The following is a 24,532-nucleotide window of genomic DNA, read 5'->3' on the forward strand; positions in this document are numbered from 1 at the left end:
CACTCGAGCCCATTTCACGATAGCGCCTATGAATGGTATAACAGCCCCCGTGAATAATATAAATCTATAAGGGACATCTTCACACTTATGAAGAAGATAACTGACACCATCATACATTTTTCTCATCCCCAATATTGCGAACATCCTTGGTAATTAAGACAATTAACAAGAGATATTTTTATTCCTTCCTTCAAGCGTTTTTATCTACACGGCCTTCCCTGCGTGTGACATACAAGCAAGTGACTTTAATTGTTTTAATACAAGAGGATCTAAAATGAGAGAACCTTATGATATTCGGGACTCTCATTCCAGTTGTAAAAAATTAATTATGAATATAAACCAATACTTATCTCATTATAACTCACATTACACCCTTTACGAAAAAACAGATAGAATTTACAAAGAGTACAGCGTTTTCTCGTAAGGTAATCTAGTGCAGAGTTACAATTTGTAGTTCATGCTCATTGGCTCCAGCAAGAGCGATAGAACGCTCATCGGATAAAATGATAGGATAACCTGTTTCACCAAAGAGAGCCCATATCGTAATGCCTGGGGTCATCGGTGGAAGATCTGGAAAGTTTTTAGCCAGATCATCTGTACAAACTTTTTTTAAATAGGCAATCTGTCCCGCATCAGAGTAGGATGTGTTCTGAAACGACAAGTTTTGTTTGTGTTCTCCCATTTCACTGTTCCTTTACGCCTTAACTTTTATGACTCACCACTACTGACTTTAATTGGAATCTGTTTTATTTCTTTTTTTAATTTTGGTTGATACAGATTAATTGATAAAAGACCATTTTTCAACTCTGCATTTGTAACATGCATCCCTTCCGCGAGAACAAAGGTTCGCTGGAATTGTCGCGCAGCTATACCGCGATATAAATATTGATGATTTTGGTTGTCTGTTTGTTTACCATGAATAACCAATTGATTATCATCGAGTAAAATATTAAGATGGTTAATCTTAAATCCAGCAACAGCCAAAGTTATCCGGATATGATTTGCATCATCACTTTTATGCAAACGTTCAATATTATAGGCTGGGTAAGCCTCATCAGCTTTACCGATACGTTGCAATATTTTTTCTACGGTTTCAAACCCTAAAAGAAAAGGATTGGAGAAAGGCGTCACATGTGTCATTCATGAGTATCCTCTTTAAAACGGCTTTACTTGACCAAACTCTATAAAAGTGTTCGCTGCACTCCTCTCATATGGCGAGCGTGAATGATAACTTCAAGAGAGAAGATTTAAGAGAGTTCAATGCCTCAAAGTAACATAAAATTATCAAAGGTGCGAAATTTATCTAGTATATTGTATAATAAAGATGAAATTGCGGAAATATTTCGCCGTTTTTCTGTGCAACGCCCAACACCTAAGAGTGATCTTAACTATATAAATACTTTTACACTTTTAGTTGCCGTTGTGCTTTCGGCTCAAGCGACAGATGTAAGCGTTAATAAAGCGACAAAAGAATTATTTTGCCTTGCTGATCAACCGGAAAAAATGGTTGCATTAGGGGAAGAAGAAATAGCAAATCATATCCGTTCAATTGGCCTTTGGCGTGCAAAAGCACGTAATGTTTATGCGCTTTGCAACTGTTTAATTGATTATTATGGCGGTCAAGTACCCGATACGCGTGAAGCACTCATGGCCCTTCCTGGAGTGGGGCGCAAAACGGCTAATGTGGTCTTGAATGTTGCTTTTGGTCAGCCTACATTGGCAGTAGATACACATATTTTTCGCTTAAGCAATCGTCTTGGTTTGGCGCCTGGCAAAACACCAGAAATTGTTGAGAAAAAATTATTAAAGATTATACCGGTTCATTATATTCGCCATGCGCATCATTGGCTAATTTTACATGGTCGCTATATTTGTCAAGCCCGTAAACCACAATGTACGCAATGCATTATTGCCGATTTATGTAAAGCAGCCATCAAAACAAATGCAATTCCAGCACCTTTGGTTGAGCTTCAAGGCAATGGAGCGCCGATTTTTTTGTAATACGGTCTTGCTATTTTGTGTATACTAGCTTATGAAAACGTCTTTAAGAGCCGCCCGGCAGGGCATGCCGTGGCTGTTTAAATGCTTGTTCAAGCGTTGGTCCGCTTGAGTGAATAAAATGTTTGATTGAATAAATTAATGTACGGAGTAGCAAAATGCCCAAGATGAAGACCAAATCATCCGCTAAAAAGCGGTTTAAAATCACTGCGTCAGGCAAAATTAAAGTAGCAGCTGCCGGTAAGCGCCACGGCATGATTAAGCGTTCGAATAAATTTATTCGCGATGCACGTGGAACAATGGTTTTGTGTGAACAAGATGCTAAAAAAGTCATTCAGCATTATTTGCCGAATGGTATTTAAACCTTACGCTTTTGATTTTGAGGAGATTATAATATGGCTCGTGTGAAAAGAGGTGTGACAGCACACGCTAAGCACAAAAAAGTTCTTAAACAGGCTGAAGGTTTTTACGGTCGTCGTAAAAATACCATTCGTGCAGCTAAAGCAGCGGTTGATCGTTCAAAGCAATACGCTTATCGTGATCGCAAAAATAGGAAACGTACTTTCCGTGCTTTGTGGATTCAGAGAATTAATGCGGCTGTTCGCGCAGAAGGTTTAACTTATGGACGTTTTATTGATGGCTTATCAAAAGCCGGTATTGAGGTTGATCGTAAGGTTCTTTCAGATATAGCAATCCATGAGGCAGAAGCATTTTCTGCTTTAGTAGCTTCGGCAAAAAAAGCTTTAGAATATTTAAAAGATACGACACCTAATGCTTTCGAAGGCGCTGTCAAATAAGCCAGTCGTGTTCTCTTAAAGCATTCATTTATTCGAGGTCCCGTGCTGGCTATTGCGAGTGCGGGTTTTTCTTTATTAAAAAATAGGCAAAAATATGAATGATATTGAGCATCTGGAACAAGAAATTTGTTTAGCCTTAGAGGCAGCAGGTGATGAACAAGCACTTGAAGAAGTGCGTATTGCAGCATTGGGTAAAAAAGGTAGTATCTCTGAAAAATTAAAAGAATTAGGAAAAATGGATGCTGGCGAGCGCCATAAAGTTGGACCAGTTCTTAATGGATTAAAAAATCGCATTTTAGAATTATGGGCACAAAAGCGTGATCTTTTGAAAAGACAGGCAATGGATGCCCGTCTTTCTCGTGAAACAGTTGATGTTACCTTGCCTGTTCGCTCTTCACCTATAGAACGGGGACGCATTCATCCTATTTCACAAGTGATTGAGGAAATTATTGCCATTTATACAAAGTTGGGTTTTTCTCTTGCAGAGGGACCTGATATTGAAACAGATTATTATAATTTTACGGCATTGAATTTTCCTGAAGGGCATCCAGCGCGTGAAATGCATGATACCTTCTTTTTTGATGTTGATAAAATGGGAGAACGAAAATTATTGCGAACCCATACATCACCCGTACAAATTCGTACACTAGAAAAACAAAAAGCACCGATACGAATCATTATTCCTGGAAAAACTTACCGCATGGATTCGGATGCAACACATTCTCCCATGTTCCATCAGGTAGAAGGTCTTGTCATCGATAAAACCTCCACCATTGCCCATATGATGTGGCTACATGAAACCTTTTGTAAAGAATTTTTTGAAGTTCCCTCTGTAAAAATGCGTTTTCGTCCCTCTTTTTTCCCTTTTACCGAACCATCTATGGAAGTGGATATTCAATGTGATCGTTCTGGTTCAGAAGTAAAGTTCGGAGAAGGACAGGATTGGTTGGAAATTTTAGGATGCGGAATGGTGCATCCCCAGGTGTTGAAAAATGTTGGTTTAGATCCCGATGAATATCAAGGTTTTGCATGGGGCATGGGCATTGATCGTATTGCCATGTTGAAATACGGTATGCCTGATTTGCGGGCTTTTTTTGATGCTGACCTGCGTTGGTTAGACCATTATGGCTTTCGTTGCTTTGATATGCCTGCTTTTTTTCCTAATAAAAACGTGTGATCTTAGTCATCGCTTTCATGTGAGGTTTTAAAATGAAGTTTACATTGTCGTGGTTAAAAGATCACTTAGAAACAAATGCATCTTTGAATGAAATTTGTGAAAAATTAACCGCTATCGGTCTTGAGGTTGATCACGTTGATGATCGGTCTTCTTTAAAAGGTTTTATGATTGCAAAAGTTTTAATAGCAATAAAACATCCTGATGCCGATAAACTTCAAATTTTATCAGTGGATACAGGAACTGCTACACCTGTTCAAGTTGTCTGTGGAGCACCAAATGCACGAGCAGGTCTTGTAGGTGTTCTGGCACTACCAGGCACTTATATCCCAGGACTTGATGTGACATTATCTGTAGGAAAAATCCGCGGGGTTGAAAGTTTTGGGATGATGTGTTCGCAAGCGGAGCTTGAATTATCAAATGAACATGAGGGAATTATCGAACTTCCAGAAGATGCACCTATTGGAGATTCATTTGCAGCTTATGCTGGTTTAGATGATCCGATCATTGATATTGGTTTGACCCCCAATCGTTCCGATTGTACAGGTGTTCGCGGTATTGCTCGTGATCTTTCTGCCGCTGGAATGGGAAAATTAAAAGAATTATCTTTGTCAAAATTTGAGCCTTCTTTTGAAACACCTCTCGATGTTTCATTAGATTTTTCGCAAGGTTCATCATTATGTTTAGGTTTCGCTTGGCGTGAAGTACGCAATGTTCAAAATGGCGAATCACCACAGTGGATGCAACAGCGTTTGAATGCAATTGGTTTGAGACCGATTAATGCGCTTGTTGATATGACCAATTACATCAGTTTTGACCTTGGTCGTCCACTCCATGTTTTTGATGCAGATAAAATTAAAGGTAATTTGTGTGTACGTTGCGCGCGTGAGGGAGAGCAGCTTCAAGCACTGAACGGAAAAATCTATCATCTGGGCGCTAAGAATTGTGTCATTGCAGATGATGAGGGGGTTGTTTCGATTGCCGGTATCATGGGCGGTGAAAGAACGAGTTGTGATGAAACAACACATCGCGTTATTATTGAATCGGCGCTTTGGGATGCGCGAAGCATTGCACAAACAGGAAGAGCATTAGGTCTTATCAGTGATGCACGTTATCGATTTGAACGAGGTGTTGACCCGGCTTTTATAGAAACAGGACTTGAGATTGCAACAGAATTGGTCTTACGTCTTTGTGGTGGTGAAGTATCTAAAAAGAGGATCGTTGGCTATCAGCAACAAGAAATCAAACAGATCGCTTTTCCTTTTTCTGAAATTAAACGTTTAACAAATTTGGAAATAGAGCCTGAAAAAGTCATCTCTATTTTAACAAAACTTGGATTTTTTGTTGAAGGAAAAGGAGATGTTATTACGGTAAAAGTACCATCATGGCGCCCTGATATTATGAGTAAAGCCGATTTGGTGGAAGAGGTTATGAGAATTTATGGGTTAGATAAAATTAAACCTATTCCTTTGGAAAACTTTGCAGAAGGAAAAGATCAAATTTTAACATGCGCACAAATTCGTTCACGTGCTACACGTTTGGCTCTAGTGCAACGTGGTATGAAAGAAGCGGTAACATGGTCTTTTATTTCTGAAAATCAAGCTCTTGCTTTTGGAGGAGGTCAAGAAGAGCTTAAATTAGTTAATCCTATTGCTGCTGATATGTCAATGATGCGTCCTTCCCTTTTACCTAGTTTGATTATAGCGGCACAAAGAAATGCTGATCGTGGTTTTTTCGATCTTGCTTTGTTTGAAGTTTCAAGTATTTATGAGGGCGACACCCCTGATAAACAACACCGTGTTGTTAGTGGAATTCGTCGCGGAACAGAGCAATTTAAAGGGGCTGGGCGTTTTTGGAATGGAAATGCAACCGTCGTTGATGTTTTTGATGCCAAAGCAGATGCTTTAGCTATTTTAGAAGCATGCGATATGGATGTTGGGAAAGTGCAGATTGAAGTTGGAGCACCTGATTGGTATCACCCTGGTCGTTCAGGTGTCATAAAACTTGGATCAAAGATTATTCTTGGTTTTTTTGGTGTTTTTCATCCTGCTACATTAGAAAAGTTAGATGTCAGTGGACCTTTATGCGGCTTTGAAATTTTTCTAGACCGAATTCCAGAATCAAAGAAAAAAACGACCAAAAGCCGCCCTCCTTTGAAACTCTCACCTTTTCAAATGGTGCGGCGTGATTTTGCCTTTATAGCGGATAAAACTGTTGCCTCTTCTCTTATTATTCGGGCGGCAAGTGGAGCCGATAAAAAACTTATTCATTCAGTGCAGGTTTTTGATATTTTTGAAGATTTAAGCTTTGGTGAAGATAAAAAATCTGTTGCAATTGAAGTAACTATTCAGCCCATAGAACGGACTCTAACAGATGAAGATTTAGAAAAGCTTGCCTCAAAGATCGTGGATAATGTTACCAAAATGACAGGTGCATATTTACGCTACTGAGTATTCTCATTTTTTATGAGATATTTTACATGAAGTGGGAGCATTTTTGAGTGCTCCCTTTTTGTTTGGCATTCAAGAGCTATAGAACTTCTTGAAAGGGAACCTCCTTACCAAAACAAGCTGCTTAAATCATCAATTTTTTCAATATGAAAAAACTGTTTTTAAACATCTTGAAAAGTTATTTTTTCTCTTAATCCTTCATTGCAAATGTAAAAGATAACTGCTATTGCTAAATGATAATGCAAATTATTTGCAATAAAAAGAAGGCATATAAAGGAAAGAGAGAATCAATGAACGTAAGAACGTTTTTCACCATAGTTTTTGGAAGTGTTATTTTTTTTACACCCAATTTTGCTTTGTGTGCTGGTAAATTTAAAGCTGTTACGACATTCACTATCATTGCTGATATGGCACGCAATGTAGCAGGTGATGCCGCTGATGTTGAATCCATTACAAAACCAGGTGCGGAAATTCATGAATACCAACCCACCCCACGCGATCTTATGCGTGCTCAGGGAGCTAACCTTGTATTGTGGAATGGTTTAGAGTTAGAGCTTTGGTTTGAAAAGTTTTTTCAAAATATCAAGGATGTTCCAAGTGTTGTTGTTTCAAAAGGTATTATACCCATTAAAATTGGTGAGGGACCCTTTAGCGGTAAACCCAATCCTCATGCGTGGATGTCACCGACCTCTGCTTTGATTTACGTTGATAATATTCGCGATGCTTTTGTAAAATATGATCCTGAACATGCTGAAATTTATAAACAGAATGCTGAAATTTATAAACAGAAAATTCGTGCAACGATTGATCCAATTAGGGCTGAATTAGAAGCTGTACCGCAAGATAAACGTTGGCTTGTGACCAGTGAGGGGGCTTTTAGCTATTTGGCGCGTGATTTTGATCTAAAAGAACTTTATTTATGGCCCATCAATGCTGACCAACAAGGAACACCACAGCAGGTCAAGCATGTTATCGATATGGTTCGCAAATACAATATTCATGCAGTTTTTTCTGAAAGCACTATTTCCCCTGCGCCTGCCAAGCAGGTTGCCAGAGAAACAGGGGCTAAATACGGTGGTGTTCTTTATGTTGATTCTTTAAGTGAGAAAAATGGTGAGGTACCCACTTATATTGATTTATTACGTGTCACGAGTGGACGTATTAGCAATGCTTTAGTAGAGGGAGTAAAAAACCAATGACGGAATGTGGAATTTTTGCCCAAGGAGTAACGGTAACATATCGTAATGGACATACAGCTTTACGCGAAGTGAATTTTGAAAGTCCAAAGGGTTCTATTACGGCATTGGTTGGTGTTAATGGATCCGGTAAGTCAACGTTATTTAAAGCGATTATGGGGTTTGTACGCCCCTCAAAGGGAAAAATTCGTATGTTTGATTTGCCCGTTGATATAGCTTTGAAAAAAAATCTTATTGCTTATGTTCCTCAAAGTGAAGATGTTGATTGGAATTTTCCTGTCTTGGTTGAAGATGTTGTATTGATGGGGCGGTATGGTCATATGAATTTCTTTCGCTATGCCCGTACACAAGATTATGAAGCCGTTCGTATTGCCTTAGAACGCGTTGATATGTTGGCTTTTGCCAAGCGCCAAATTGGAGAACTTTCTGGTGGACAGAAAAAGCGTGTTTTTCTAGCGCGCGCTCTTGCACAGAAAGCAAAAGCTATTTTATTAGATGAGCCGTTTACAGGGGTTGACGTTACAACAGAAGATAAAATCATTGCTTTGTTACAAGATCTCCGTAAAGAAGGAGCAGTGATCTTGGTTTCAACTCACAATTTGGGTTCTGTTCGCGAATTTTGTGATCATACAGTTTTAATAAAAGGTACTGTTTTAGCTTCTGGGTTAACAGAAAAAATCTTTACAAAGGAAAATCTGGAGAAAACTTTTGGAGGGTCTTTGCACCACCATATTTTTGATCTTCAAACCACAAAAAAAAATGATGTTTTCATGGGAAGAAAGCAGTCTGCAGTTTGTGAAGATATTGAAAGAGTGGAGCACGTTGCATGATTTCTTGGTTGCTTGAGCCACTTAGCTATCAATATATGGTGAATGCAATGTGGGTTTCTGGGTTAGTTGGGTGTGTTTGTGCCTTTCTTTCAGCTTTTTTGATGTTAAAAGGTTGGTCATTGATTGGTGATGCACTTTCCCATTCGATTGTTCCTGGTGTAGCAGGAGCTTACCTTTTAGGGTTACCTTTTTCACTCGGCGCTTTTTTTTCTGGTGGTCTTGCAGCAGCAGCAATGCTCTTTTTTAACCACCGGACAAAGCTTAAAGAAGATACCATTATTGGGCTCATTTTTTCTTCCTTTTTTGCCTTTGGGTTGTTTCTCAAATCATTAAAACCAATGGCTGTTAATATTGATACGATTGTTTTGGGAAATATTTTAGCAGTGAGTTCAACAGATATTCTACAATTGGCTTTTATCGGCTTTGTTTCGTTGCTTATATTGCTTTTGAAATGGAAAGATCTTCTTGTGTCATTATTTGATGAAACGCATGCGCATGCCATTGGATTAAACGTAAAATTTTTAAAGATTCTCTTTTTCACATTGCTTGCCGCTTGTACTGTTGCTGCGATGCAAACCGTTGGAGCATTCTTAGTCATTTGTCTTGTTGTGACACCTGGGGCAACGGCCTATCTTTTAAGTGATCGTTTCGTGAACATCTTGGTTATTGCAGTTGTAATTGGAACCTTCACAAGTGTCTTGGGTGTTTATGTGAGTTATTTTTTGAATGCACAAACAGGGGGGGTTGTAGTGCTTTTTCAAGCATCTTTATTTGTTTTGGCTTTTATTTTTGCTCCTAAACATGGGTTTATTGCTGCGCGCTTACGCATAAATGCGGCAAAAAAGGGTGTAATATTATCATGATTGATCAATTACTGCTTCCGTTTCAGTTTTCTTTTATGCTTAAGGGTATGCTTATTGTCATGATTCTTTCTATTCCCATGGCGATGCTTTCCTGTTTTCTTATTTTGAAAGGATGGGCGCTGTTAGGCGATGCCATTTCTCATGCAGTTTTTCCAGGTGTTGTTGTTGGTTATATGACAACACCATGGGTAATCGCATTTTTAACTTCTTTGCCATTTGCTTGGTTTCAGCATATGCGTCCAGAGAATATTACAATGACTTTGATTACTTGCGGTGCTTTTGTTGCAGGAATGGTGTGTGCACTATTAACGGGTTTTTTAGGGAGCAATAGCCGTATCAAACAGGACACGGTGATGGGTGTGGTCTTTTCTTCAATGTTTGGTTTGGGGCTTGTTTTAGCCACGTCTATTTATAGTAGCTTAGATTTGAATCATATTCTATTTGGTAATCTCTTGGGTGTTAACTGGCTTGATATAACGCAGACGGCAATCATTTCCGCTGTTGTCACTTTTATTTTAGCAGCAAAATGGCGCGACTTTATGCTGTATATTTTTGACACAGTTCAAGGACGTGCAATGGGGTTACCAATATCTCTACTCCACTATACCCTGCTAACGATGATTTCTCTTACAATTGTTGCAGCTTTGAAAGCTGTAGGTATCGTACTCGTTATTTCTTTACTGATAGCACCAGGAGCAATTGCCTATCTTGTCACAAAGCGGTTTTCTTTTATGTTAATGATCGCGATACTTGTTGCAGCTTTTTCTGGTTTTTTAGGGATTTATCTCAGCTTATTTATCGGCTCTGATTCTGCTTCCACAATTGTGTTGATCTTGACGTTGATTTTTATGGCTATTTTCATGATGATTTTCTTTCGTCGAAACACAGTTCAAGAGACTTGAAAGTGTTAAAATTCATGCATATCAGCCATGCATTTTTATATATTGTTTCTCATTTTTATTTTAATTAGAGTCCGGGGTGCTAGGTTATTTTTCCTCCTAATATCTAGCAGGTGAATGCAGTAAATTTTCTCCCCCCCCAACACTGCATTCTTAATTAAGAGGCTGCATTGATTTTTTCTGCAGCCTTTTTATTTTTTTGTTTTTCTAAAATCTCTCCTCTTTTCTTGAAATCATTTAAAATGATTATAATATTGTGTAAGCTATTCGGTATTTTCAAGGAACTTATAACAGCAAAGACACTTACGCATGAAGGGGTAGAGCGTAATTGTGCACTCAGACATGTAAACAGAAAAAAACAGATACAATGTTTTTGTATAGGGTTTTGCGTAGAGGAAAATAGTACGAGAGAATGAAAAAAGATTCGAAGATATCGCACCCTTTACGTATCTGCTATTATATAGCAGGGTGGGCGATGGTTATATTAGGTATTATCGGTGTCGTATTACCTATTATGCCAACGGTGCCTTTTTTATTGGTTGCCTCATGGTGTTTTACGCGTTCTTCTCCACGTTTTCATCAATGGTTGAATAATCATCGTATTTTTGGTCCCCCTATTAAGCGATGGGAAGAAAAAAAAGCAATCTCTCCATTCGTTAAAGTTTTTGCAATGATGAGTATGACAGGAGGATTTTTATCCTTTTTCGTAATGCTACACCCTCCTTTATGGATTTCCTTACTTGTTGCGGTTATATTATTGCTGATTGCCATTTATATTGTAACACGTCCATCTTCTTAATGATAAAAAAGGCTTTATGAGATACTCTTTTTAGCTTCGACTTATTTGTAAAAACTATGAGGACTTTTAAGTTTTGAATATAAGCTCTCCATATCCAAAATACATATGAAATAGCAAGCTTTTTGAGCGCAATTAATTAATAATATGTTTGTGAAATAATTTTTATGAACAAAGAAGATTGTTTACGAACACTCAAAATGTTCTCACTTGGTAAACAATGATAAATCACATTCATGGAAGAGAGTCATTATTTTTGTAAAGCATGTTTGTATGAATCTCTACATATACATCATTGAAAAGTCATTGATATGATAGACATTTCGTTTGTTTTCATATCTCTTAATGAGGATATAATACAAAGCTTACTAAATACCCTCATTTTTATACTTATACAGTTAAGAAGCCGGTCTATTATATCAATCTTTAAGGTTACATCTGTTCTTAACTTAAGAATAATTCATAAGAAACAACAGAATTTTTCAAATGGTTTATACATACACGCATTCTCATTATAATATGCGAATAAATAATTTCTCTGTCTTGATATAAAGCTTATTCGAAATAAAAATATTATTGCATTCTCTGTTTTTTAATGAAGTCATGCCCCTCACGTAAAACAAAAGGTCTCCCAAATCATGTTATTTACACATTTATTTTAATGAAACATTTCTCAACGCTTTACTCATTTCATAATAGCAGACCATACATGGATAAAGTAAAATCTCATTGTAACGTGTATAAAATCTATTTGAGCACCATCATCCTTGCCTTTCAAAATGCACACCAATAGTCACCATGCTATTTGTCATCCTCCAATGTTGCCTTAGTAATTCCTAATGCTACAATTATAGCTTGTCATCTGGTTTTGTATATTTTGACACTAGATTTTGTACCAATTTATTTTTTCAAAGAGTTTAAAGATGTTCTCAAAGGGTTTTGAAAGCCTTTTCTCATTTTTACTTATGGAAACGCACTTTTTTCTGATTTTCGGTAATTTTTGCAATTTTAGGTGTCAAAATCTATTTTGATAAAACGCGCATTGAATGGTCAAAATTGTACATAAAAACAACAAATTACCACGTATTCCTACTTAATCCAACCTCTTCCCACTTAGTATAAAACCTACTGTCAAACTACAACAATAACCCTTAGAACTTGAAAACCTTCATACATGCAAGGAGATGAGTGTGCTTGATTTAACAGGGTTAAAATGAGAAAATCTCCTTGGCTAAACTTCCTTGGCCCGTTAAGTATTTTTTTAATGCGTCGTAAATATTTTTAAGTCTTATCTATCGCGCCTTATGTAAGTGAAGCGTATGCGTGGTAGGCCAAGTAGAATCTGCTCAAAAACAGCCGAACTGTTTACAGACCAGCAAAGGTTAAGAATCCTCGTCCTTAGGGTAGGACAAAAATCAATCTTATAAACAATATGATGGATCAATATACTTGTTTTAAAGAACCGGAAACTATGTCTTTATAGGTCTAGCAATTCGTTTTTTATTACCAAAAAAATTGAGATAACGTTGTACTTCTTTTGAATCACCGATCGTTTTTTCAGGATTATCTGAAAGTTTTACGGCTGGTCGACCATTGGCATAGGTCACCTTACAAACAAGGGAAAGAGCATCAAGAGTTTCGATTTCCTGAGGTGCACAGCCTGTAAAATCATTGGTAAGATCCGTGCCCCATCCAAAACTCATGCGCACTTTACCATGGAAATGATGATAGGTTTTTTCAATTGTATTGACATCAAGAGCATCAGAAAAAATTAAAAGTTTTTTGCGTGGATCTTTTCCTTTTTCTTTCCACCATTGAATAATACGTTCACCACCTTCAATAGGAGGCGCACTATCGGGTCTGAAACCCGTCCAATCAGCGACCCAATCTGGTGCATTGCGTAAAAATTCTTCTGTACCAAAGGTATCAGGTAATACAATGAGAAGATTTCCACCATAATAACGATTCCAATCTTGCAAGACTTGATACGGAGCTCTGCGTAATTCATCATCATTGTTGCTGAGAGCCGCAATAACCATAGGCAATTCGTGTGCATTGGTTCCAAGAGCTTCTAAATCCGTATCCATGGCAAGAAGAACATTAGAAGTTCCAGTAAAAGAATGACCAATGCCTTCTTTTAATGCTTCCACACACCAGCGCTGCCATAAAAAAGAATGGCGACGCCTTGTCCCAAAGTCAGATATTTTAATATCAGGCAATTTTTTGAGACGTTCAACTTTACTCCACATTTTTGCTTTAGCACGCGCATAAAGTACATCAAGAGCAAAACGATCTAGTTTTTTGAGAGCAGCACGTGAACGTAATTCACTAATAATAGCAAGGGCAGGAATTTCCCACATGGAACTATGGGCCCAGGGTCCATGAAAATGAAGGATATATTGGCCATCTTTGCGGGTGAGTTCATATTCTGGAAGTTGAAAATTCTCAAGCCACTGAAGAAAATCCGGTTCAAAAATTTGTTTGCGTCCATAAAATGTATTACCAGCAAGCCAAATCATTTCTTTTTTTGTAAAGCGCAAACTAAGAGCATGATCAAGTTGGGCACGCAATTCACTCTCATCAATATCGTCGGCAAGACGTATTGTTTTAGAGCGATTTATGAGGGAAAAAGTAACATTAACATTAGGATATAACCCCCAAATCATCTGCACCATTAGAAGCTTATAAAAATCCGTATCAAGAAGTGACCGAATAATGGGATCAAGTTTCCAAGTGTGATTGTAAACACGTCTAGCAATATCCGGATGATTCATAACCTTTTTCTTTCATTTTCATAAAATCTAAAATATTATGCACCAACACGGCTAATATAGGCGGTGCAATATAACAACTCTACAGTTTTGGACAAGAATAAAAAGTCTGCTCTCTTTTTTCATCTTTAAGATTTGACAATACGCATAATTTCATGCTGACCTGTTTTTTGTAACTTTATCCCTATATGAACTTCGGTATATTCTTTGCTATTAACATAGAGCATATTTTTAGGTCCCCATTTTACTTTAATGCGATAAACGGCATCATAAAACTTCATTGTTGCTTCATATTTTGGCCAAATAGAGGGTAAATGTGGCTGCAAAAACAATAGGTCTCCCTGACGCTGTATTCCAAGAATAGCTTGTGTTGCGGCGCGATAAAACCAACCGGCTGAACCTGTATACCAAGTCCAACCGCCTTGACCACATCGTGGTTCAACAGCATAAATATCTGCGGCCATCACATAAGGTTCAACACGATAAATTTCAGGATCTTGTCCATGGGTAATTGGGTTTATCATAGAAAATAAAGCATAAGCTTTATCGTTTTGTTCCATTTCAGCCAACGCAAAAATACTCCAAATGGCACCATGCGTGTATTGACCACCATTTTCTCGAATTCCTGGAGGATAACCTTTTATATAACCAGGCTCGAGCGTACTTTTATCAAAAGGCGGCCAAAAAAGGCGAATGAGTCCGCCTTTTTTATCATAGAGCTGTTCCAACATTGATTTCATCGCTTGTTTTTGACGTTCAGGCGATGCCATTTGAGAAATGACAGCCCAAGATTGAGCAATGGTATCAATTTGACATTCATCATTGATTTTAGAGCCAAGAGGTGTTCCATCATCAAAATAACCACGTCGATACCAAGCACCATCCCAACCGTTTTTCTCTAGGGATTTTGTTAAATGTTCAAGGTACGTACTCCATATTTGCATATGGCTATTATCACCACGTTTTTGGGCTAAAGAGATAAATGCTTGTAATGTGTACCCAAGAAACCATCCTAACCAAATGCTTTCGCCTTTTCCTTCCACACCAACCAAATTCATACCATCATTCCAATCCCCACCTAAAATAAGAGGGAGACCATGTGGTCCGCAGCGTTTAATGGCAAGGTCTAAAGCTAAAGCACAATGTTCATAAACTGTTGCAACCTTTGAGGATTGGGTGGGTTGAAAATAAGCATCCTGTTGCCCACTTTTGAGAACATCACCTTCAATAAAAGGAATGAGCGTATCAAGAAAAGCGTCATCACCAGTGGTAGTGACATAAAGAGCTGTTGCATATGCAAGCCAAACGATATCATCAGAAATGTATGTACGAACACCAGCATTTGTGTCAGGCAACCACCAATGTTGCACATCACCTTCAAGAAATTGGTGCGCTGCTGCATTTAACAATTGTTCACGTGCTAATTGTGGTTCCAGCAATAACAAAGACAAGCTATCTTGTAACTGGTCACGAAAACCAAATGCACCACTCGCTTGGTAAAAGCCTGCGCGTGCCATGATGCGGCATGCGTAGATTTGATAAGGAAGCCAATGGTTGACCATAAGATTAAAAGAAGCATCAGGTGTTTTGACTTGGAAAGGAGAAACAAAATCACTCCATTGCTGTTTTTGTTTTGTGAGCTGAATTTCAAAATCACTTGCACGTACTTGATTGAGTAATTTTTCAGCTTCTTGCCTATTTTCAGCACTACCAAGATAGAATATGATTTCTTTTGTTTGCCCTGGTTGAAGATCAATATCATAAGCGAATGCTGAACAAGGATCACATCCTGCTTCAATGGTATTCGAAAGAGCACCGGCTTTACGGATCGCATTTGGACGTGTTACGGTTCCCGTTGCACCAATAAATTCAGCGCGATTGGTCGTAGTGCTGGTTGGCATTTCGGATGCTGATAAAAATGTAACTTGTTGAGATTTCTCGATGTGATAGGGATTTTGAATAAAATGTGCACCCCATCTGTCCTCATAAGAGGAAACAATAAAGGGGGCATATTTTGTACGGACATTTCCCAAAACCCATTCAACATAATTATAAAGGCGTAAACTGCGTGGTTTTTTCCCTTCATTCGTAAGGATAAGACGTGAAAAGCGAATAGGTTTTTCGGGATCAAGTGTATGAGTCAGTTCTAATGCGATTTCTGAATGTGTTGATTTAAAAGTTGAGAATCCAAACCCATGACAAGCCTCATAGACAATATTTTCGTCACATTCAACAGTAGAAACGGGTGAGAAACGTTTTAAAGACTGGCGATCAACCAGATAAAGAGCTTCTCCTGGTCGGTTAGACGTTGGATCATTCGCCCAAGGAGTTAGTTGATAATCGCGGCTATTGTTAGCCCAAGTAAAAATTGCACCTTCAGCAGAGACATGAAAACCAAATCTGTGATTAGCAATGACATTAATCCACGGATGCGGTGTAGTGGTACGTCCATGAAGACGTATTACATAATGATTGTGCTGATTAAAACCACCGTAACCATTCCAATATCTTAGATCTTCTCCATTTGGGAGAAAAGAGGATGGTTTTTGTTGGCTAATAAGACCAATGGAAGAAAAAAGATTTTGTTCAGTTTGTGTTGTAAATTGCTGTCCTTCGTTATATCTTGGCAAGTTTAATTGATCATAAGATTCTTGATAATTTTTACGAACTGTGAGATTAAAATCATTCTCATCAAGTCGTTTAAGTTGTTCAGATAAAGAGCTATTTTGGGCATCAAGAACGATACGCGCTGATGCAAGAAGCGTTTTAAAACTATTTTCACTCATTTGATCGCGTCGAAGCATGAAAATATGTTGGCGTTCATCTGCTTTTTGCGTGTGGTGATAATAAGATTCACAGACCCACTCAAGAGCGCGTTGTGTACTTTGTATATAAGAAAATGTTTGTTCATTAAGAATGACCAAATCAACAATGAGTCCGCGCATACGCCAATATTCATGTGCTTTAAGGAGCTCGCGCAGTACAGTTATATTTCCCTCGTTATTTAATCTAAGAAGACAGAGTGGATTGTCTCCTGAGATAGACATAGGCCAAAGATTAGACTGTTTTCCTATCGTTTTTGCTAATATTTCAGAAGGAAGACGCCACGTTCTTTCTGGATAAATAAGCGGTGTTGCATATTTTTGATAGATAATAGCTTCTTTAAGCTGGGTTCCGCTCTGATACAGTGCGACTTGTGAGCGCGTCCATGCCATTGAAAGTTCTTTTTGAAACATATCAGGTTGTCGATAATGTTTAATATGATTATTTAGCGCTTCTTTTGTATGAGCAGCAAAAGTCCAAAAAATAAGTTCTGCTTTTTCATGGGCTGAAATTTTTATACGGCATCGCAATGACATAACAGGGTCAAGAACACAACCTTGACTGTTACTGAAACGAGCATTTTGGTCAAATGCAGTGGGCCGATGAATGGATCGCCCCCGACCAATAAACAGAGAGCGATCTGTTTCAGCTTCTGTCTCTTGGAGAATATCTGTTGTACTAGAAACAAAATGGGCAACATAGATTTCAGGATCACTAGGCGAGCGTTTGCGCCTTTTGGCAAAAATTGTTTTACCTTCTTCAGTAATTTCTGTCTCTATAAACATACGGGAAAAAACAGGATGAACTTGGTCTGTATCCATCGTTGCAAGCGCTAATTCACCATAAGAAGTCACTTCAATGAGTCGGTCTTTATTTGTCGTATTCATCAATTGAATACGTCTCCCTTCGCCACATCCTTCAGATGTAATAAGACATTCAAGTGTTGATTTAATACCATCAACCATTTTTGTATATTCAGCCTTTTCATCTGTAAAAATGCTGACAGCTTCTTCTTCAATAACACGTGTTGGCTCACCAGTAACAGACCACCACCGTCCACTATGCGTATCACGTAAGAAGAATAAAGTACCTTGTTGATCTTCTGTTGCATCAGGAATAAAGCGCGTAATCGCATAATCGTGCCAACGGCTGTAACCAGAACCATTCGCTGTTAACATGGTAGAATAAAAGCCATTAGACAAAAGTAAAGTTGCTCGTGGTTTGAGTAACGGGTTTGTAATAATGCGCAAAGGGGCTGCGTCAAATGCTTGAGACTTATTGTGCATACGATTAACAGCTTTGGTATGAATAATAGGAATGAGATGAGGCGCTCTTTCCTGTAAGAGCAATTGTGTTGCTTCAATAACGGGATCACGGTGAAAACGATCACGCATTCGCCCTTGAAAAATAACATTGTTAAGAGCAAGAATAGACATACCATGATGGTGCGCATAATAATTGCGTACAATGGCGTATTTTTCCCCTGTTTTCACGCGTGTTGGAGTAAAATCAACAGAGTCATAATAACCATATGTTCCTAAAGCTCCAAGATCACGGAGTCGTTTTAAATTAGCGACAGCGCAAGCAGGAGCATATTGTGCCGCTAGAAGGCTGGCATAGGGAGCAATGACAGCATTGCGTGAAAGACCACGTTGGAGTCCGAGGTTTGGAACACCAAAATGAGCGTATTGGTAATTCATTAAATGATCGCGAGCATTAAATGCGGCTTCTGAAATACCCCATGGCAATTCCCGTTTATGGGCATATTGTATTTGACAACGAATAATCAATCGATTTGTTTGATCTAAGAGAGACCCTAAAGGTTCATGCATTACGAGAGATGGCATAAGATATTCGAACATTGATCCAGACCATGATAGGAGTGCACCTTTCCCACCTATGGGTACGAGAAGTCGACCAAGACGAAACCAATGTTTAAGTTTTATATCTCCTTTTGCGATGGCAAAAAAGCTTGCAAGACGTGCTTCTGAAGCAAGTAGGTCATAACAATTTTCATCGAGTTTGTTTTCTTGAACACGATATCCAATGGATAAGAGATGCCGTTTAGGCTGTTCTAAAAAGTCAAATTTCATATCAAAGGCTATTTGCCGTGCCATTATAGCCAGCCTGTTTAGGTTTTTACGTAATTTTTCAGTATCACAATGAGCAGTCGCATCATGATGATGAGCGTTACAGGTGTCGATAAGGCATTTAGCCCAAGAAAGCGCACGAGCAGATTCTATCGTTTGAATTTTGTGGTCAAGTTCACCGACTAAGTGCACAATATCGTGGGCTGCAAGTGAAAGATCTATGATGTGAGAAGGGACCGTATTTTCTTGTTCTAAAAAAGTGAAGACAGAGTCATGAAAACGAGTGATGTTTTCTTCGATTTTTTGGCGTAAAGAGCGTAAACTGGGTTGATGATCTGGAACTTCTCTGACAGTTTCTTCAAGAATAGCAAGAACATCCGATAAGCCTTCTCGATCACTTTGGAAAAAAAGAGGCGGTTTTTCAGCCCATTCACTTAAAGCAGAAGAGAGTGTTACCAAATGACCGGCAAGATTTCCTGAATCAACGGTTGATACATAAGTAGGCAAAAGAGGCCTGAGTGTCTCCGTTTCATACCAATTATAGAGATGACCACGAAACTTTTCCATTTTTGTAAGAGAGCGTAATGTACATTCAATACGGGTGATGGTCTCTTCAAAACCAATCCAGCCAAAATCACGTGCTGCAATAATAGAAAGGAGATAAACGCCAATATTCGTAGGCGATGTACGTTGAGCAACAAGAGGTTCAGGATCTTCTTGAAAATTATCGGGAGGCAGATGGTTGTTTTGTGCATTGACAAAGGTTGTATAATAAAGCCATGTCCGCCGTGCAATAGAGCGAAGTTTTTTTTCATCTTTTGAAGAAAGATCAAGGCTATCTTGAAAGGTTGAAGGTTGACTCACAATCCAAGCAATAAAGGGTGAAAAAAACCATGCTATCCCAAAAGGCAAAGCAACCAAGCTTGCAAAACTATCAGAAAAAAGAGGGAGTGCTATAGTAAGAATACCAATAAGCGATGCTGGTGCCATTGTAAAAACATAGACACGCAAACTATTGGGCATTGATTTTGTTGCGGCAGAAGTTTTCCATTCAAGAAGATGCTGGTTTGAAATCGTCATACGATAGAGTGTACGAATAATCGCATCGGTCATAAAATACGCCGAATGAGCAAGAAACGTCGTTTTAAGAAATATATCAGCGCTTGTAAGAGCAATTTTGTTCCAAATTAATTGAAAATGTCCACGCAAAGAATGATCTATATTGGATGAGACAAGCGTTTTTAATACACATAGAATGGGTGAAATGAAGGAGCTAAACAACAAGAATAGTTGCCAGACGATTGCACTCTTTAAAGACAAAAAAGCCCATCCTGCAAATGCTGCGATTAACCACATAAGTGGAGTGAGAGAACGACGTAAATTATCCTGCATTTTCCAACGCGTCACGGAACTTATTTGACGGTGGGAAAAAAGATAAGGCAAAAGCTGCCAATCACCGCGGACCCAACGATGATAACGCATAACATCAATATTGTAAGCGGTTGGATAGTCTTCAATGACTTCTATGCTACTTACCAGAGCAGTACGAGCATAACCTCCTTCTAAGAGATCATGACTAAGAGTAGTATTTTCTTTAATTTTGCCATCAAGCGCTTGTTCAAATGCATCAATATTATAAAGACCTTTACCGATAAAGGTGCCTTCTCCTAAAAGATCTTGATAAGTATCAGAAACAGCAAAAACATAAGGATCAATGCCACGGTTTATAGAAAAAACCCGTTGGAGAATTGATGTTTTTTTTCCTGTTGTAAGAGAAGGAATAATGCGTGGTTGTAAAATGCTATAGCCCTTTACAACCTTTCCACTTTGTAGATCAAAAACGGGATGATTGAGTGGATGGTTAAGCTTTCCAACAAGTTTCGCGACGCTCTCTGGAGTAAGACGTGTATCACAATCCAGCGTCATAACAAAACGGCAATCCATAGGAAGACGTGGATTGGGAGGATAAAAGCTTGTATTTTTATCGCCTCTTAAGAGTCGATTAAGTTCATGAAGTTTTCCTCGCTTTCGTTCCCATCCCATCCAACATTTTTCGCTTGTATTATAAAGGCGTCGGCGATGTAAAAGGAAAAAAAGCGGAAGTTCATCACGATGATAACGATTATTGAGTTTATCAATATTCTTTTGCGCATAGTGCAATAAATCAAGATCATCTTGCGTTTCTCTCAATGGAGCATCCACCCAATCTGTAATGAGTGCAAAATGAATGGCACCTTTAGGATTGGAAAGATAGTGCACTTCAAGATTGCGCACTTGTTCATCAATATCATCGCGTGATGTCATCAAAGTAGGTACAACAACCATTATCCGTGCATGTTTTGGAATACCTTCTTTATATTCATAACCAATGAGTTGTCTTGATGGGACAAACCACGAAACAACAGTATTAAATAAAGCAAAAGCAGCATCGATAGCAGGAAAAAGCGCCAATACAGTAAAGCAAAAAGACATCCATTGTGTCATGCCAGATAGCTGTAAAAGGGCGTAAATTACAAGCAAAAGAGCAAGCGTCAGAAAAGAGACAGGAATGGCGATGACTCTCAATTTTGAGCAACAGGAAGCGCGTGTCCATTTTATGAGAAAGGGCGGAATATATCCACAAGCCTTTTCAAATATACCACAACCATCATCAACAAGGTACCACCCCACACAAGAATGATGAGGCATATCTTTAGAAGTGGAATTTGCCATTTCTACAACTTTATGTGCAACTTCCAGTTCACTAAGAGGCGAAAAGCGAGAAACTTTTTCAATGACTTGTCGATAAATATTGCGTGAGTGAGCATCAATTTCAGAAAAATCACTATTTTTACGCAAAATAGAATCGACACAACTCACTGTTTCAAACCATGCTGTCCAATCAACATCATCTATAGCTTTAAGAGCACGGATAATATTACCCATGGTCACACCATCTGCTGCTTGTCGGGTATGTTCATCGGCTGTTGCAATCTCTAAGCTACTGCCTTGGCTTTTCAATTGCTTTTCAAGCCAAGTTAATGCTACGGTTGAATCGACAGATGCACTGCGCAGGCGATAGAATAAATGTGCTGAAAAAGTTGGATCAACAATAAATGATTTATACTGCGTAAAAAGAGAGTGTAGATTTGTTTTATTTTTTACAAGAGAAATTTTATCTGCAACTTGACTAGCAAGATGGCGCATATGTCGTGCTTTTTCGATACGTACTGAAAGACGACGGACATTTTCAATGAGCAGCATTTGCATAACTGAAGGAAGAGCCCACAATTCACCAATTGTGAGCGCACAAACTTCTTGAAATCCGTTGGTCATAGCAGTGAGTGTTTCTTGTGAAAAGCTGCTATCGGTATGCGCAATATAAAGCCAAGTTAAAGCAAAAATTCGTGGTATTCCGGCTTTGTGTGTAGAAAGAGGAAGTTGCTTTATGAAGGACTTGGGTAGATTACAACGTAGCTTTTGTATGGTTTTATCAATGGTGTAATGATTATCAATGAGCCATTGAGCAGATGGTGCGATAGTTTCATCATTTCGAGCAGCAAAATCACTGGTATGAAAGGCATGAAGAATAAGTTTAGCATTTTCATTCAATCTCTTGCGAAAATCTCCTACTCCTTCATATTCAGGGAGTAAAATTTCTTTACCAGAAGCTATATCATGCCCTAAGTTATAAAGATCTTCCTGTACCTTATAAATTGCACGAAGAGGAAAATCCGTATTAATAAAATGATCTTTTTTCTCTTTTTGAGAAAAAAAGCACTTTATGAAAGGTATTATGCACGTCATAGTGTCCCATTGTTATTCAATTACATCGTTTTTTATTTAAATTTTAAGCATTTTATCTGAATAGTGAACCGTTGTTAGATAAAAAACAAACTTTTTGTTTTTATTTGCAAGCATTTATAATTTTTGTTTCAATAATTTAAAAATAAGCAGACAATTTTTTTAGAAAATAAAAAGGTCACTCCTAATGAGTGACCTTAATAATAAAACCAACTTTAATGATTGATGATTAATCTTGTTCTTGTTTTTTCAAAGCTGCACCCAAAATATCACCAAGAGAAGCACCTGAATCTGTAGAACCATATTGTGCAACAGCTTCTTTTTCTTCTGCAATTTCTAAAGCTTTAATCGATACTGAAATTTTACGTGTTTTTTTATCAAATGCTGTGATGCGAGCATCAACCTTTTGCCCAATTGCGAAACGCTCAGGACGTTGCTCATCACGATCACGCGCAAGATCAGCACGCCGAATGGTTGTCTCAAGGTTGTGGTCAATCAATTTCACACCAATGTCATTGTCGTTAACAGCAATCACTTCGCATGTTACAACTGCACCTTTTCGCAATTCGCCAGAAGCAGCAGCTTCTCCAACTTTATCACTGGAAAGCTGCTTAATTCCAAGAGAAATGCGCTCTTTTTCAATATCAACATCAAGGACCACAGCTTTAACGATATCGCCTTTATTGTAAGTATCAATAACTTGTTCACCAGGACGATTCCAATCAAGATCAGACAAATGAACCATACCGTCAACATCGCCTTCAAGCCCAATAAACAGACCAAATTCTGTTTTATTTTTGACCTCTCCTTCAATTTGCGAATTGACAGGAAATTTATTGGCAAAAGCTTCCCATGGATTTTCAAATGTTTGCTTTAAGCCAAGAGAAATACGCCGTTTAGAAGGATCAATCTCAAGAACAACCACTTCTACTTCTTGTGATGTAGACAGAATTTTTCCAGGATGAACATTTTTCTTTGTCCAGCTCATTTCAGAAACATGGATCAGCCCTTCAATTCCTGGTTCAATTTCAACAAAACCACCGTAATCAGTAATGTTGGTAACAGCACCCGTAATTTTTTTACCAATCGGATACCGGACACTGATGCTTTCCCAAGGATCACTTTCAAGCTGTTTCATTCCAAGAGAAATACGGTGCGTATCTTGATTAATGCGAATAATCTGCACTTTAATCGTTTGGCCAATTGTGAGCACTTCAGATGGGTGATTAACACGCCGCCATGCCATATCTGTAACGTGCAAGAGACCATCAATCCCACCAAGATCAACAAAGGCACCATAATCTGTAATATTTTTCACCACACCTTCAACGATTTGGTTTTCTTCAAGATTTTGTACGATTTCTGAACGTTGCTCAGCGCGACTTTCTTCTAAAACAGTGCGGCGTGAGACCACAATATTGCCACGACGACGATCCATCTTCAAAATTTCAAAGGACTGTGAATTATGCATGAGAGGTGAAACATCACGAATGGGACGAATATCAACTTGGCTGCGAGGCAAGAAAGCAACGGCACCATCAAGATCGACTGTAAAACCACCTTTTACTTGGCTAAAGATCACTCCATCAACGCGTGCACCAGCATTGAATTTTTCCTCCAAACGGACCCAACTTTCTTCGCGCCGTGCTTTTTCACGCGATAAAACAGCTTCACCCATCGCATTTTCAATGCGTTCAATGTAAACCTCAACTTCATCGCCAACTTGCAAAGAACCATCTTTTGCTTTAGCTCCAAATTCTTTGAGAGGAATACGTCCTTCGACTTTAAGACCAGCATCAATAATGGCCATGTCTTTTTCGATTGCAATAACACGACCTTTAACAACAGATCCTTCATTAAGATCATTAGTTTGAAAAGATTCTGTTAAAAGGGCTTCAAAATCCGCTGTTGTGGGATTGTATTGTGACATAGGAACTCCTAATATATACCTTGTATTATAAGGTATGAGCGCTAGGTTAGTGTTAACATAAATAACTCCCTAGCCTTTTTCCTTGAATAAAGGAAAAAAAGTTAGCGCTAGGCTGGAAGTTACCTTAACGAA

15 protein-coding genes are annotated in these 24,532 nt (G+C 38.4%); 10 read left to right on the plus strand and 5 right to left on the minus strand.

Annotated features, from left to right (window positions below; genetic code table 11):
* Positions 1 to 430: 430 nt before the first annotated feature.
* Positions 431 to 682 carry a BQ00720 family protein gene (locus ACFIO5_RS00280; protein ID WP_012754519.1) on the minus strand — a complete coding sequence of 84 codons (252 nt, stop codon included), beginning with the start codon at positions 680 to 682 and terminating at the stop codon, positions 431 to 433.
* Positions 683 to 708: 26 nt separating this feature from the next.
* On the minus strand, positions 709 to 1,140 hold the full coding sequence (locus ACFIO5_RS00285) for an Hsp20 family protein (RefSeq protein ID WP_375612819.1): 432 nt from the start codon (positions 1,138 to 1,140) through the stop codon (positions 709 to 711).
* Positions 1,141 to 1,260: 120 nt separating this feature from the next.
* On the opposite strand from ACFIO5_RS00285, the gene nth reads away from it, so the two are divergent.
* The 10 genes from nth to ACFIO5_RS00335 all read left to right on the plus strand — a co-directional run bounded on the left by nth (position 1,261) and on the right by ACFIO5_RS00335 (position 11,006).
* Complete coding sequence (gene nth, locus ACFIO5_RS00290) at positions 1,261 to 2,001, plus strand: endonuclease III (protein ID WP_375612818.1); 741 nt, start codon at positions 1,261 to 1,263, stop codon at positions 1,999 to 2,001.
* A gap of 155 nt (positions 2,002 to 2,156) precedes the next feature.
* Positions 2,157 to 2,360, plus strand: coding sequence for a 50S ribosomal protein L35 (gene rpmI / locus ACFIO5_RS00295; protein WP_183193590.1), 204 nt, complete (start codon positions 2,157 to 2,159; stop codon positions 2,358 to 2,360).
* A 33-nt stretch (positions 2,361 to 2,393) separates the two neighbouring features.
* A complete protein-coding gene (gene rplT / locus ACFIO5_RS00300; protein ID WP_012754515.1) occupies positions 2,394 to 2,795 on the plus strand; it encodes a 50S ribosomal protein L20 in 402 nt (133 codons plus the stop codon).
* A 94-nt stretch (positions 2,796 to 2,889) separates the two neighbouring features.
* Complete coding sequence (gene pheS, locus ACFIO5_RS00305) at positions 2,890 to 3,972, plus strand: phenylalanine--tRNA ligase subunit alpha (RefSeq protein ID WP_375633688.1); 1,083 nt, start codon at positions 2,890 to 2,892, stop codon at positions 3,970 to 3,972.
* A gap of 32 nt (positions 3,973 to 4,004) precedes the next feature.
* Positions 4,005 to 6,419 (plus strand): phenylalanine--tRNA ligase subunit beta, encoded by a 2,415-nt coding sequence (gene pheT, locus ACFIO5_RS00310; protein ID WP_375634005.1) that lies wholly within the window; start codon positions 4,005 to 4,007, stop codon positions 6,417 to 6,419.
* A gap of 290 nt (positions 6,420 to 6,709) precedes the next feature.
* The gene (locus ACFIO5_RS00315; RefSeq protein ID WP_375620851.1) at positions 6,710 to 7,618 is read left to right on the plus strand and encodes a metal ABC transporter substrate-binding protein; all 909 of its coding nucleotides are present in this window, start codon (positions 6,710 to 6,712) and stop codon (positions 7,616 to 7,618) included.
* Positions 7,615 to 8,445, plus strand: coding sequence for a manganese/iron ABC transporter ATP-binding protein (locus tag ACFIO5_RS00320; protein WP_273790252.1), 831 nt, complete (start codon positions 7,615 to 7,617; stop codon positions 8,443 to 8,445). Before ACFIO5_RS00315 ends, ACFIO5_RS00320 begins: the two co-directional genes overlap by 4 nt.
* Entirely contained in the window at positions 8,442 to 9,308 is an 867-nt protein-coding gene (locus tag ACFIO5_RS00325) for a metal ABC transporter permease (RefSeq protein ID WP_375611406.1), read from the plus strand. The genes ACFIO5_RS00320 and ACFIO5_RS00325 overlap by 4 nt, the downstream gene beginning before the upstream one ends.
* Positions 9,305 to 10,210 (plus strand): metal ABC transporter permease, encoded by a 906-nt coding sequence (locus tag ACFIO5_RS00330; RefSeq protein ID WP_273790250.1) that lies wholly within the window; start codon positions 9,305 to 9,307, stop codon positions 10,208 to 10,210. Before ACFIO5_RS00325 ends, ACFIO5_RS00330 begins: the two co-directional genes overlap by 4 nt.
* 409 nt (positions 10,211 to 10,619) lie before the next feature.
* Entirely contained in the window at positions 10,620 to 11,006 is a 387-nt protein-coding gene (locus ACFIO5_RS00335) for a YbaN family protein (protein WP_273790249.1), read from the plus strand.
* A gap of 1,466 nt (positions 11,007 to 12,472) precedes the next feature.
* Here ACFIO5_RS00335 and pncB read toward each other — a convergent pair.
* The 3 genes from pncB to rpsA form a co-directional block, all read right to left on the minus strand.
* The gene (gene pncB, locus ACFIO5_RS00340) at positions 12,473 to 13,777 is read right to left on the minus strand and encodes a nicotinate phosphoribosyltransferase (protein WP_375611404.1); all 1,305 of its coding nucleotides are present in this window, start codon (positions 13,775 to 13,777) and stop codon (positions 12,473 to 12,475) included.
* Positions 13,778 to 13,902: 125 nt separating this feature from the next.
* Positions 13,903 to 22,473 (minus strand): glycoside hydrolase family 94 protein, encoded by an 8,571-nt coding sequence (locus ACFIO5_RS00345; protein ID WP_375705043.1) that lies wholly within the window; start codon positions 22,471 to 22,473, stop codon positions 13,903 to 13,905.
* Between the two features lie 226 nt (positions 22,474 to 22,699).
* The gene (gene rpsA, locus ACFIO5_RS00350) at positions 22,700 to 24,400 is read right to left on the minus strand and encodes a 30S ribosomal protein S1 (RefSeq protein WP_026500132.1); all 1,701 of its coding nucleotides are present in this window, start codon (positions 24,398 to 24,400) and stop codon (positions 22,700 to 22,702) included.
* Between the last annotated feature and the right edge of the window lie 132 nt (positions 24,401 to 24,532).

The organism is Bartonella sp. AA86SXKL (genome assembly GCF_042196885.1).